Origin of the sequence: Carnobacterium sp. FSL W8-0810 (assembly GCF_038007125.1) — a bacterium.
GTDB classification, from domain to species: Bacteria; Bacillota; Bacilli; order Lactobacillales; family Carnobacteriaceae; genus Carnobacterium_B; species Carnobacterium_B inhibens.
On sequence record NZ_JBBOWO010000001.1, the window covers coordinates 824238 to 837066 of the forward strand.

Annotated in this window: 10 protein-coding genes; 8 read left to right on the forward strand and 2 right to left on the reverse strand. The window is 34.4% G+C overall.

The features are described 5' to 3' along the window. Position 1 precedes the first annotated feature (1 nt). From NST49_RS04060 to NST49_RS04080, 5 genes are all read left to right on the forward strand, one after another. Entirely contained in the window at positions 2-1414 is a 1413-nt protein-coding gene (locus NST49_RS04060) for a glycoside hydrolase family 1 protein (protein ID WP_341047192.1), read from the forward strand. A gap of 163 nt (positions 1415-1577) precedes the next feature. After that, positions 1578-2291: a GntR family transcriptional regulator gene (locus tag NST49_RS04065; protein ID WP_023179322.1), complete on the forward strand. Its 714-nt coding sequence runs from the start codon at positions 1578-1580 to the stop codon at positions 2289-2291. 186 nt (positions 2292-2477) lie between these two features. Beyond that, a complete protein-coding gene (locus tag NST49_RS04070) occupies positions 2478-3365 on the forward strand; it encodes an ROK family protein (RefSeq protein ID WP_007725110.1) in 888 nt (295 codons plus the stop codon). A 295-nt stretch (positions 3366-3660) separates the two neighbouring features. Continuing rightward, positions 3661-4800, forward strand: a complete 1140-nt coding sequence (locus NST49_RS04075; protein WP_023179320.1) for an acyl-CoA dehydrogenase family protein — start codon at positions 3661-3663, stop codon at positions 4798-4800. A gap of 133 nt (positions 4801-4933) precedes the next feature. Continuing rightward, a complete protein-coding gene (locus NST49_RS04080; RefSeq protein ID WP_023179319.1) occupies positions 4934-5527 on the forward strand; it encodes a chorismate mutase in 594 nt (197 codons plus the stop codon). Between the two features lie 102 nt (positions 5528-5629). On the opposite strand, the gene NST49_RS04085 is transcribed toward NST49_RS04080, so the two are convergent. Next, the gene (locus NST49_RS04085) at positions 5630-6949 is read right to left on the reverse strand and encodes a DUF438 domain-containing protein (protein WP_341047195.1); all 1320 of its coding nucleotides are present in this window, start codon (positions 6947-6949) and stop codon (positions 5630-5632) included. Positions 6950-6953: 4 nt separating this feature from the next. Next, positions 6954-7178: a DUF1858 domain-containing protein gene (locus NST49_RS04090; protein ID WP_251165801.1), complete on the reverse strand. Its 225-nt coding sequence runs from the start codon at positions 7176-7178 to the stop codon at positions 6954-6956. 489 nt (positions 7179-7667) lie between these two features. On the opposite strand from NST49_RS04090, the gene NST49_RS04095 reads away from it, so the two are divergent. Genes NST49_RS04095 through NST49_RS04105 form a run of 3 tightly spaced genes read left to right on the forward strand, consistent with a single transcriptional unit; the run spans position 7668 to position 12774 of the window. Next, entirely contained in the window at positions 7668-8720 is a 1053-nt protein-coding gene (locus tag NST49_RS04095; protein WP_251165800.1) for a bifunctional glycosyltransferase family 2/GtrA family protein, read from the forward strand. After that, entirely contained in the window at positions 8717-10927 is a 2211-nt protein-coding gene (locus tag NST49_RS04100) for a glycosyltransferase (protein WP_341047200.1), read from the forward strand. Before NST49_RS04095 ends, NST49_RS04100 begins: the two co-directional genes overlap by 4 nt. Continuing rightward, a complete protein-coding gene (locus tag NST49_RS04105) occupies positions 10924-12774 on the forward strand; it encodes a hypothetical protein (RefSeq protein ID WP_034537739.1) in 1851 nt (616 codons plus the stop codon). The genes NST49_RS04100 and NST49_RS04105 overlap by 4 nt, the downstream gene beginning before the upstream one ends. The last annotated feature ends 55 nt before the right edge of the window (positions 12775-12829 follow it).

Here is a 12829-nt window from a genome sequence, read left to right on the forward strand (position 1 = left end):
AATGAAAATTGAATTTCCGAAAGATTTTTGGTGGGGGGCCGCAACATCTGGACCACAAAGTGAAGGGCGCTTCAATAAGCAACACGCAAATGTGTTTGATCATTGGTATGAAATTGAGCCAGAAGCGTTCTACGATCAAGTAGGACCAGATACAGCTTCTAACTTTTACAACAGCTATAAACAAGATATTGCGATGATGAAAGAGATTGGTTTGAACTCTTTTCGTACATCCATTCAATGGTCTCGATTGATAGACGACTTAGAAGAAGGAACCGTCAATGAAGATGCGGTTCGTTTCTATAATGCAGTCATTGATGAATGTCTGGCGCAAGGTATCAGACCAGTTATGAATTTGCTGCATTTTGATTTGCCTGTAGAATTGCAAGAGAAACACGGTGGATGGGAATCAAAACATGTAGTTGAATTGTTTGCGAAGTTTGCTTCACAATGTTTCCACTTATTCGGCGACCGTGTTACGGATTGGTTTACCTTTAATGAACCGTTGGTGATTGTAGATGGGGCATATTTATATCAATTCCATTACCCAAATATCGTAGATGGGAAAAAAGCTGTTCAAGTTGCTTATAATATCACTTTAGCTTCAGCTAAAGCTATTGCCGCTTATCGCGAGATCAATACGAATCCTGATGGCAGGATCGGCATTGTCTTAAATTTGACACCTTCTTACCCAGCAACAAATTCGCCAGAAGATCTAGCAGCTGCTCATTTTGCTAATTTATGGATGAATGACATGTTTTTAGGTGCTTCTACAAAAGGCCAATTCCCGCAAGAACTAGTGAGTATCCTAGAAAAAGACGGTGTATTATGGGAGTCTACGGATGACGAAATGAGGCTTATCGAAACCAACACGATAGATGTTCTTGGCGTCAATTTTTATCATCCTAATAGAGTCAAACAACCAAGTATTTCTTCGAACAGTTTGGCAGTAGATTGGATGCCGACGAAATATTTCGATGACTATGAGATGCCGGGACGGCGTATGAATGTAGACAAGGGTTGGGAAATCTATCCTAAAGCACTCCATGACATTGCATTGAATATCCGTGATAACTATGACAATATTCCATGGTTCGTATCAGAGAATGGGATGGGAGTTTCAAGAGAAGAACGTTACTTAAATGAAGAGGGTGTTATCGAGGATGATTACCGGATCCAATTCATACAAGAGCACCTTTATTGGGTAGCTAAGGGAATAGAAGAAGGTTCAAATTGCTTTGGCTATCACTTATGGACGCCAATTGATTGCTGGTCATGGAAAAATGCTTACCGCAATCGTTATGGTTTCATATCAAATAACATCCATACCCAAGTTAAAACAATCAAAAAATCAGGTCATTGGTTCAAAAAAGTCGCTGAGGAAAACCAATTTGATATGCCAGAGAATTTAATATAAGTGAACGGGACTGGTAACCAAACCGCTGAATGAATCCATTTGATAAGAATGATTGTCAAGAAATAGTGATTTCGCTATACTAAAGGTATAGACTTTTTCTGTACAAGTCCATTAATAGGCCTGTGCAGGAAAAAACTTGGTAGCGAGAGGGGCAATAAAAAGAATGAAAAAGTACGTCATTATTTCTAATGATATACGCAATAAAATCTTAAAAGGCGAATACATTGCTAACCAGCGATTACCTTTTGAAAAAGATTTGTGTGTACAATACGAGTCAAGTAAAATGACAATCAAAAAAGCGGTGGATATCTTAGTTACAGAAGGCCTAATCATTAAAAGAAGAGGCTCCGGGACATTTGTAAAAGATTTAAACCCTGAAGAAATTGAACGTATCGCCATGGCAAATCAATTTCGTGGTACAACTGCCCTTTATTCTGATAAAAAAGTTTTTAGTAAAATCTTAAACTTTTCAATTGTGTCGGTACCAGAACAGGCTGCTAAAAAGCTGAACCTTTCAGAAGACACATTTGTTTATGATATTTGTCGCGTTCGTTATGTGGATGATAAGCCAGTCGTAATAGAGAAAATGTATATGCCTATTGATCTTATTCCTGGTATCAAAGAGAAAAATATCAAAGGATCGATATATGAATACATTGAAAATGAATTGCACCTAAAAATCCAAAGTGCACACAGAACAGTCTCTGTTCGAAAAGCTACAGATAGTGAAGCAGAAGAACTTGGGCTTGAAGAAGGAGATCCAGTTGCTATAGCGGAACAGGTTGGCTATTTAGATACAGGAAATACATTTGAATTTTCCACTTCTATTCACCGCTATGATGAATTCTCAGTGGAAATGGTGTTGACTCGTGATTAAGTAAGATCAAGTCAACGATTGATCATGTAAAAAAATAACTTTAAGTAACAAGCCAGTTTAGAGTACGTCTCTTTTCTTGGCTTTTTCCTTATAAGAAAGAATAGCTAATAGGAAATTTTGAATACAGAGAAACTGAAATACCGCGGTAATGAAAACGTTATTATTAAAATGATGGAGAGTGAATATATGAGTATTGTAGTGTTTGATATTGGCGGATCTGCAGTGAAATATGGGTTATGGGAAAACGAAAATTTAAGCAATAAAGCTTCATTTACTACACCAAAAAGTTGGAACGATATGAAAGAAGAAATGTTAGGAGTTTACCACTCATTTAGCGAAAATTATTCAATAGATGGTGTCGCAATTAGTGCTCCAGGAGCTGTTGATGCGATAGAAGGAACCATTAGTGGCATCAGTGCAGTTCCCTATCTTCATTATTTTCCAATCAAGAAGGAATGGGAAGATTTATTTGGTGTACCCGTTTCAATGGAAAATGATGCAAACTGTGCAGCGTTAGCAGAGTTATGGCTTGGAGCCGCAAAAGACATCCAACATGCTTTATTTATTGTTATTGGTTCAGGTATCGGTGGTTCAGTAATCATTGATCGAAAGCTATTTAAAGGCAAAGATTTATTTGGCGGTGAATTTGGGTACATGCTCTTGGATGGTAAGCATACATTGAGTGAAATGGGAAGTCCGGTACATACTGCTGAACGTTATAGTAAAGAATTAGGCTTAGATGTAGTGGTTGATGGAAAATTTCTTTTCCAAGAAGCTGATAGAGGTGAGCCAATTGCGATGAAATATGTGGATGGTCTTATTGATGCGCTGGCACTGGGGATTTATAATCTTTCTGTCAGCTTTAATCCAGATATGGTTGTAATCGGTGGCGGTTTATCCACACGCAAAGACCTTATTCAACGTCTGAATGAAAGAGCAGCCTTTTACTTAGAGCGTCAGAAGGCAGAAGATTTAAAACTAGTAATTGAAGTGTGTAAGTTTAACAATGATGCCAATCTGATTGGTGCTGTAGCTCATTTTGAACAAACAGTGGATTATAAAAAAATAGGATGAAGTAAGAAACTAATTATACTATCGGATAGGAATTTAAAAAACTAAATACGTCTAAAAAGCAGCACTATTGTGTACAAATAGTGCTGCTTTTTATTAAAGACAAAATTGTATTTTAAAGAATAACCTGTAATTTTGAAAAAGCCGTTCTATCAAACTAATCTTATAGTTAAGAAGAAAAGAAACGGATGGATTATCATTTCTCGCCTTATTTTTTTGATAGAAGCTTGCAGATTGGTTATAACTTGCATTATGTTTAATGAGAAAGTTTTAAATAGGAGTAAGAGAGGAAGATTGCGTGTTTTTAAACGAAGAACTTCTAAAAGGAATACATAGTCGTGCTGCAATGTACGACAAAGAGAATAGCTTTCCACATGAAGATCATGTTGCATTAAAAGAAGCGGGATATTATAAAGCTTTTGTACCCAAAGAATATGGGGGACATGGTTTGAGTCTGAAAGAAATTGCTCACGAGCAAACTCGTCTAGCAAAAGCAGCTCCTGCTACTGCCTTAGGTATTAACATGCATCAAATTATTGTAGGTGTAGGAAAATATATGGTACGTCATGGAAATAAAAAAGGAGAACAAATCTTAAAAGATGCAGTAGAAGGACACTTGTTGTCATTTGCTATCTCTGAACCGGCCAATGATCGGGTTTTATTTGGGTCTATTTGTGAAGCAAAACAGGAAGAAGATGGCGGCTATCGGTTTTATGGGCCTAAAGTGTTTATATCAATGGTAGCCGAATGCTCTCGTATGGTGACTTACGGCATGGACGAAAATAATGGCGACCCGCAATCAGTTTTTGCGTATGTAGAAAACAATGCTGAAACAATTAAAATCAAACCAGATTGGGATACACTTGGTATGCGTGCAACGCAATCGTATAGCGTGAATTTAGCTGGTGCTTATGCCTCAAAAGAAAGCATATTAACAAAAGTAGAACCTGGACCAAGTTTTGACCCAGTTGTTTTTGGAATATTTTCTCATTTTGAAATTTTACTAGCAGCAACATACCATGGAATTGGAAAACGTGCGCTGGAATTAGGAATTGAAAGTGTGAAAAAACGCAAATCAATCGCTCAAGGAACGACGTACGATCAAGATAAAAATATTCGTTGGCGTATCGCAGAATCTGCTTTAATTTTAGATAGCATTCAGCCTCAAATTGATGTACTAGCAAACGATATCGAAAATGATAGTAATCATGGAGACTTTTGGATGCCGCGTTTGTCAGCTATTAAAAACTATTCCGTTGAAGCGTCTATCAAAACGGTCGAGGAAATGGTAAGAGCAAGTGGCGGACGTTCGTATTATAATGATACCGAATTATCTCGTTTATTACGCGATGTCTACGCTGGATTGTTCCAACCTTCTGACCAAGAATCACTCCACGATTCGTGGGCAACGCTATTGCTGGGACCGATTCAAAAATAATTTCTGTTCGTAACAGTAGTAGTATGAAAATAAAAAATGATCACGATAAAATAGAACTTCAGCAACTTCGTCATCTTTATTACTATAGAAGCAACGAACCAATTCTTTAAATAGAAAAATGGAGGAATTAAGTATGAAATTTGAATCAAATGAAGGATCAACAAATCATTATGATGAACGTTTTTTCCTGATTGATGAAAAGATTTGTGATTTATTAAACCAACGTAAAGAAGTTCTGGGGAAAAATACAATTTTTCCACCAGATGAGGTGATTTCTAGGTTGGCCGATGAGTACGACCTCCAGGAAGAGTATTTACAATCGCTCTTTACAACAATGGCAATGGAAGATAGTCTCAAGCCAATGGTTGTGCCTGTCGAATTCAAAAAATATGTGCCAGTACTTAAGATTTATGAAAATGATGGAGTTATGTATACGGTGACCTTTATTCGGCAATATGCTAACGCTAGCGTACTATACTTGCATATGGATTGGGAAGAGAAAGAAGATGCTAACTTTTATCCTGATATGCTTGATTTGTTTATTAATGATACGTATTTCTGCCATTCAGAAGGAGGCGGAGGAACAACAGAACATGCGAGCCATAGCTATATTATTTCACCTGCTTTGCCAGATGATCTTACTGGAATTGAACTTGTCTTTAAAGAAGCTGGCAGACCTTTTGTAGAAAATCCAACTGGTTTTGAATTTACAATTAGCTTAGGATAACCAAAAAACTATCAAACAACCTGTCATCCTTATATGGAATGATGGGTTGTTTGATAGACTTAGTTCCAATAGTTGTCCTGACTTTAATATTAGTGAATAAGGCTAGTTGTTTTCACTCAACAACCGATGTTCTCCGTGGATTTTTTGAATTTCGGTAATATCTTGTGTGACTTCTAAACAGCCTAGGTAGTCAGTTGTTTCAGGATCGTGAATAGCAAAATAACGAATATAAATCATTTTTCCGCGTAAATTAATCCAAAATTCGGCTTCATTTCTTTCTCCACTTCTAAAATTATCAAGAATTTTCTGAACCATATGCATACTTTTAGGTGGATGACAGTTGATCACTTCGCGTCCTATAACAGAATTTGTACGGGGAAAAACGCGATTCTTTCCTTCTGAATAGAAACGAACGCGATCTTCATTGTCCACGAAAGTTAAATCTACAGGTAAAACGCCAAAAATTGCCGTTAATTCTTTTAATTGAAGGACACCTGTTGGTAAAACGATAGAACCTTTACTTAATGAATTATCTTGCCAATCATAGTGTTCCGTTTCGGTAATAGGAGGGGCCTCAGAAATAGCTGCTGTCATAGCTGCTGCTTTTTTTGCTGCTTCTGATCGATTTTCTTGCTGATCTTTTTCTTGTGCTAGAGCATCTTTACTCGGCTTCCAAGACAAAGGCTTAGGGATAAAAGCAAACCCAATATCTAAGCTGTCTTCAGCAATCCATTGCCAATCTGCTAGGGAAAACACATCTAAAACCATTGGAATCATGATTTCTTCTTCTTTAAAAATCATTTCATCAACTTCTGTTATAATGTGCTCTATTTTGTCTCTTAAAGGATTAATGGCAAATTTTTCGCTACTTAAATAAAAGTTCACATCTTTGATCGCAGAGCGTATATCGTCATCAACACCCCACATGACTTTTGGGGGTGCAGTAATGCCGTACCGTTCCATATAAGAAAAAATCAACGTTTCTTTTCGAGCATAATGTTTATCAATTTGCATCAAGTCTAATAGAGCGTGTTGCAGGCGTTTTTTTTGAGAAAAGTCACCGGTAGCAAATCGGTCAAAAGCTTCTTGGATTTCATCTTCTAAGAGTGAGCGGATTACTCTGTTTTCCAGCTTTAAAGTGTGAACAGGATGCCCCGGATGTTCATGTTCGTAATTCGAACGATGAATATCTCTAATAGAACCTTTAAATACAGCCGCATGAACATTACATAGATGTTGAATTTCTGAAGGATCTAAACCGCTAGCAATTAACTCTCTTTCTGCAGCTGTAATTTCGCTGACATCCACCCCATCAAAATACTCATGAAAAAGACGCTTGGCTTCTTCAAACTCTCCGCCTTCATGAAGCAACGTTAAAATCCTAACAATTTTTTTCTGACGATGAACAGTATTGTTTTCCATAAACTCACTCCTTAATGGTAAAGCCTAATTGTTCCAATTGATCAATAATGACTTGTAAATCAATTTTTTTCATCTTTGCTCCTTTTGAAATAGTCATATACCTTCCCACAGTCGTTAACATGCCAGGTGTTTGGATATCTTTTAAACCTAAGTCAAATAAAATACGTTGTATTTCCGGATGTGCTGTAACTAATTCGTAAACAGAAGAGTCTAAACTGATTTTTTTCATAACAAATACTCCATTTCTAAAATGTTGAAATTTATTGTTAATTATATCACAAATAGAAGAATATAAAAACTGGAACAACAAGATGAAAGAGATCGTTATTTAAATTCACTGCTAAACAGTTTGTGTCTTTCTTGTATTAATAGGATTTAGGAAGGGGATTTCATCTTGAAATACATCTGTTACAATAAAAGTCTGGTATTGTTAGTTAAGGTAAGTTTAGGAAATATTGAACAATAATATGGGTAGTATTAACTGATGTGGATGAAAAAGGTGCGAAATTAGTAAAGATAAAAAAAATCATTTGATGATAACTAATTGTGAACGAAATTGACATAATAGATGAACAAAAAAATTGATTTAGGTATAAATTAATGGAATAAAAAAAAAGTCTGTGCTATAAATAACAGAATCTAATTTTTGAAGAATCCAGTAATTTTTTGAAAGTTAAAGTTTGAGAATTCAAACCTTAGTTAATTAAAGGGGAATATTATGGAAAATATAGTAATTGTCATACCATCATTAGAGCCAGATGAAAAGCTCCTAAGCTTGTTGGAAACTATTAGATCAAGGCAATCAGTTACAATACCAATCGTGATTGTAGATGATGGGAGTGGCATTGCATTTGAAAAGTATTTTCAAATTGCAAAAGATAAATTTGACTGTATTGTTCTAACGCATGAACAGAATTTTGGTAAAGGACGAGCTTTAAAGACAGGCATGAATTACGTATTGAAGCATTTTGAAAAGGCTAAAGGAATCGTCACGATTGACTCAGATGGACAACATCGATACAAGGATATGGTCGTTTGTGTTGATGCTTTTAATGTTCATAAAGATGCATTAATTCTGGGAGTAAGAAGTTTCGAGGGCAAGGTGCCTTTTAAAAGTAAATTTGGAAATCTTCTAACAAGGAGAATAATGAAAGTCATAACAGGAATTAAATTAACAGATACTCAAACGGGGTTAAGAGTTATTCCCCGTTTCTTTATGGAGCAGTTAGTAAATACTTCAGGTGACAGATTTGAGTACGAAATGAGCATGTTGTTGGAAGCGAAAAAGCAACAGGTAGGTATTGTAGAAGTGCCCATTAAAACAGTTTACATTGAAGAAAATCAATCGTCTCATTTTCATGCTTTGTTCGATTCGATTGCTATTTATGCCGTTTTTATTAAATATCTTTTTTCATCTGTTTTTTCTTTTTTTATTGATATCAGTATTTTTTCTTTAATTATTTATTTTATAGGAGAAAGTAATTTTCAAGCTATCACGATAGCTTCGTATATTGCGCGCGGTATATCTTCATTATTTAATTATCTGGTAAACAATTATATCGTCTTTAAGAATGGTAGTTCTAATAGCTTTATTAAATACTATGGTCTAGTTATTATACAAACATTTATCTCAAGTTTATTCGTTTCATTGGTACATAATGTGCTAATGGATTTTAATCCTACGCTAGTAAAGGTAGTGATAGATTTATTACTATTTGTCATTAGTTTTTATGTTCAAAAAAAATGGGTTTTTCATAAGGTGGTCAAATGAAAGATAATAAAAAGATACTTTATTTAGCAGCTGTTCTATTTTCAGTCATTTATTTAGTGTGGAGACTGTTCTTTACGTTACCTTTATCAGGATCATTATTTGCTCTTATTTTTGGTATAGCACTTTGGGTGAGTGAAGTCGTTTCAAATTTCACGGCATTTATTTTGATTTGGAGTAAGAGCAAAGAAAAAATATTGGAAAAACCGGTACTGGAAAATGAAGAATACCCGCATGTAGACGTAATAATAGCAACACACAATGAGGATGTAGATTTATTATACAAAACGGTTAATGCCTGTGTTCACATGGAATACCCTGATCCTTTAAAAATTCATATTTATTTATCTGATGATACCAATAGAAAAGAAGTTAAGGAATTGGCAAAACAATTCAATGTGGGATATGCAGGTTTTGAAAACAATAAGCATGCGAAATCAGGAAATCTGAATAATGCATTAAGTATGACGAATTCCCCATTAGTTGCAACGTTTGATGCTGATATGATTCCTTATTCAAAATTTTTAATGGAAACCGTTCCTTATTTTATGGAAGATTTCAAGGTTAAAGATGACCCTAATCATAAACACCTTGGTTTTATTCAAACCCCTCAAAGTTTTTACAATGCCGATATTTTTCAATATAATTTATTCTCAGAAAATTCAATAGCTAATGAACAAGATTTCTTTTCTAGAGAAGTAAATGTATTAAACAATGCACATGATACAGCTATATACACAGGTTCAAATACATTGATCCTAAGACAAGCGATTGAAGAGGCTGGCGGTTTTCCAACCAATACGATTACCGAAGACTTTCAATTAGGGGCAAAAATAAATAGTTGCGGCTATAGAAGTATTTCAACGCTTGAACCAATGGCCAGTGGGCTGACCCCAACTGATTTTCAAAGCGTCTTGAACCAGCGTGTAAGATGGGCACGCGGTGTTATCCGTAGTATCTATAATTTACGTATATTAACTAATCCTAATTTTAAATGGAATCAGAAATTGGTTTTTCTAAATAGTTATTTGTATTGGTGGTCATTTTTTAGGCGTCTTTTGTATGTATTTGCTCCAATTTTATTTACTGTATTCAACATTCGTGTAGTTGATACTGATTTTTGGATATTAATGTGTTTTTGGCTTCCTAGTTATTTTTTATTACAAAGTGCTATGACCAGCGTCTCGGGCGAAATAAGATCGCAACGTTGGGGAGAGATACAGGAAACGATCTTTGCACCTTATTTAGTAATACCTGTATTTTTAGAGTCTATTGGAATCACAGAAAAAAAATTCAAGGTTACGAAAAAGTCAGTGAACAAATCACGATATGAATTGTTATTTGTAGTTCCGCATCTAATAATGCTGCTCCTTTCACTTTACGGTTTAGTTAAATTTAACTATGGAAAATACGGTTCGGAATTATTGTATGGCAGTGTTATTACGTTCTGGTTATTACATCATATAGTGAATCTTGCATATGCCGTTTTATTCTCTCTAGGCCGGCCAATTTATCGTAAATTTGAAAGGTTTTATGCCAAAGAAGCGATGACAATAACTTGCTTAAACCATAGTTATTTGCTCTATACGACAAACATATCAGAAGAAGGGCTGTCATTCTTTTCTGAAGAACCAATTTATTTCCCGCCTGATGAATGGCTCAATTTTGACATACAAACAGAGAAAAATAGTGAAAAGGTTAGAGGGAAAATTGCCAGAGTGATGGAACAATCTGATGGGTGGCTATATGGCGTTTGGATTGAAAAACCGGAACGTGCTAATAAACAAGCCTATTTTCAATTGGTTTATGATCGAAGTAATCAATATTTGCCTAAGAAGCATGATGTGTGGCTAACACCTTTAGATGGTTTAATAGACAATTTTATGCACCATTTTTCAATTAAAAAAATAGCTGCTCCCAAAAAATTATCTAAATTTCCAATAATTACCCTGCATGAAAGCATTGAAATTCAGAATACTTCTGTAGTATTAAAAGAATTTGATTTTCAGACAATGGTTATACAAAGTGATAGTGTAGATATCATGCAGAAACAAATGGATGTTCTATATAAAAACGTACTGTTTAAACTTACGTTATCTGAGTCTGATTTAAGTACAGGGAATTATGTTTATTTGGTAGAGAATATAGATGAACTAATTGAGGATAGTGCTTTTCATAGTTTATTAAAGGATTGGAGAAACAAAAGATGATCATTATAGTATTACGTTTTTTTCTGTTTTGTTTGTCAACGTATGGGTATCGAATTTACATTGAAAGAAAGTTTGGCTATCCATCAAAGCTGTCTTTAATTGTTATCTTTTGTGCAAATATAATCGTTCTGTATATTGCTTCTTTACTAGGATTTTTATCTGGCACTGCAATTGCTATGTTTCTAATCGGCCTACTTCTTTTTAGTGTGAACCTATTTAGACATAAAAATGATAGTAAAATTAGGCTCTTTTCGTTAGATTTGACTAGAATATGGATGGTCGGTTATTTTTTGATTTTTTCTGTTATTCTATTGCAATCCAGTCTTGTTCACTATGACAATTTTTCTCATTGGGCTGTAATCGTCAAGTACCTTATTACAGAAGCTTCATTACCTACAGCGGCAACAGGGATTATTAGCTTTACATCCTATCCTATTGGATCTTCTCTGTTTGTTTATTATGTTACCTTAATTGTTGGTTATCATGAAGGCGTTATGTTGCTAGGTCAGTTTATGCTTATTATAGCTGCACTCTATTCTCTATTTTCAGTTATACGAGATTCTTCTAGAACGCTTATGACAAGTAGTCTATTTTTGACTATAGCACTATTTAATTATTTTAATATAGCTATTAGGATGAATAACTTATTAGTTGATTTTCTATTGCCACTGTTAGCATTAGCGGCTGTTTCAGGCATTTATGTGTTGAGAAAAAACTTTTTGCTTTCTTCGATTCATACAATACTGTTATTATCCGTTTTAGCTATTGTTAAAAATAGCGGATTATTTTTTGTTGTGATCGTGCTGCTTTATTATTTGTATACCAGCATAAAAAATTTCAATAAAGAACAATCTAAAATAATGCACCTAGTGGTGGGAATTGGCTCAACAGTGATGTTTTCTATTTCCACGTTTATATTATGGGAAGTACATGTAAAAAACACATTTACAGAAGAAGTATCTAAACATAGTGTGAATATTAGCTCTTATCAAGACATATTTGCAGAAAAAACAAACGAGATTACCACTCAGATTATACACACTTTCACTTCAACTGTTATAGATTGGCATAGTTTATCTACTCAAGGAATTATATTCGTAAATGTAATCTTTATCGGGGCATATTTAATTATTAGAGTAGGATTTAAGAGAAAGAATAGCTTGATCAAGATGCTATTTTTGACGGATGCTATAGTTATTCTATATTATATAGGGATACTAGGAATGTTTTTATTTTCTATGCCTATAGAAGAAGCTTTAGTATTAGCAGGGTTTGAAAGATATGCTTCAAGTATGGTTATTTTTTCTTTAGGGATTCTGTCTATAACTCTTGTACAAGAAATGGATTCTCTTCTCTATGAACAAACTATTGCTATGCGAAATCATAGGTCTTATAAAAGTATCAAAACAAAAAAGTATTATCAATACAGTTCGATTTTATTGTTATTCTTTTCTACAGGATTAATTTTGTCAGAAAGCAATGGGATGATGTTCAGTAATAAAAATTATGAGAATGAAATACCTTATTTGATAAAAAACATTACTGGAGATAACCAAGATTTGAACAATGCTAGTTATTTGATAGTAAGTGCAGATAAAGAAAGCATTGATAGCTATTATACTCAGTATGTGGGGAAATATTACTTATACTCAAATCAGGTGGATGCAATTGAAAACTTTATTATTTCAGATGAAGAATTTATATCCACTTTATCCAATTATGATTATATAGTAGTAATTGACGAACACTATACTTTTAATGCCTTAGCTAAAAAAATTCTAAATATCAATATAAAGCAGCAGGTTTATAGTTCTGAGGAGTTACTTGCTAATTATAATAATAGATAGATTAGATTTAACTGTTCTTTGTGAACTCAGTGTGATTTATTACCTTAGACACTCT

What these genes read in the sequence shown, in the direction of transcription:
- NST49_RS04060 (WP_341047192.1), top strand. Translation starts at nt 2, where the DNA reads ATGAAAATTGAATTTCCGAAAGATTTTTGGTGGGGGGCCGCAACATCT.
- NST49_RS04065 (WP_023179322.1), top strand. Translation starts at nt 1,578, where the DNA reads ATGAAAAAGTACGTCATTATTTCTAATGATATACGCAATAAAATCTTA.
- NST49_RS04070 (WP_007725110.1), top strand. Translation starts at nt 2,478, where the DNA reads ATGAGTATTGTAGTGTTTGATATTGGCGGATCTGCAGTGAAATATGGG.
- NST49_RS04080 (WP_023179319.1), top strand. Translation starts at nt 4,934, where the DNA reads ATGAAATTTGAATCAAATGAAGGATCAACAAATCATTATGATGAACGT.
- NST49_RS04085 (WP_341047195.1), bottom strand. Translation starts at nt 6,949, where the DNA reads ATGGAAAACAATACTGTTCATCGTCAGAAAAAAATTGTTAGGATTTTA.
- NST49_RS04090 (WP_251165801.1), bottom strand. Translation starts at nt 7,178, where the DNA reads ATGAAAAAAATCAGTTTAGACTCTTCTGTTTACGAATTAGTTACAGCA.
- NST49_RS04095 (WP_251165800.1), top strand. Translation starts at nt 7,668, where the DNA reads ATGGAAAATATAGTAATTGTCATACCATCATTAGAGCCAGATGAAAAG.
- NST49_RS04100 (WP_341047200.1), top strand. Translation starts at nt 8,717, where the DNA reads ATGAAAGATAATAAAAAGATACTTTATTTAGCAGCTGTTCTATTTTCA.
- NST49_RS04105 (WP_034537739.1), top strand. Translation starts at nt 10,924, where the DNA reads ATGATCATTATAGTATTACGTTTTTTTCTGTTTTGTTTGTCAACGTAT.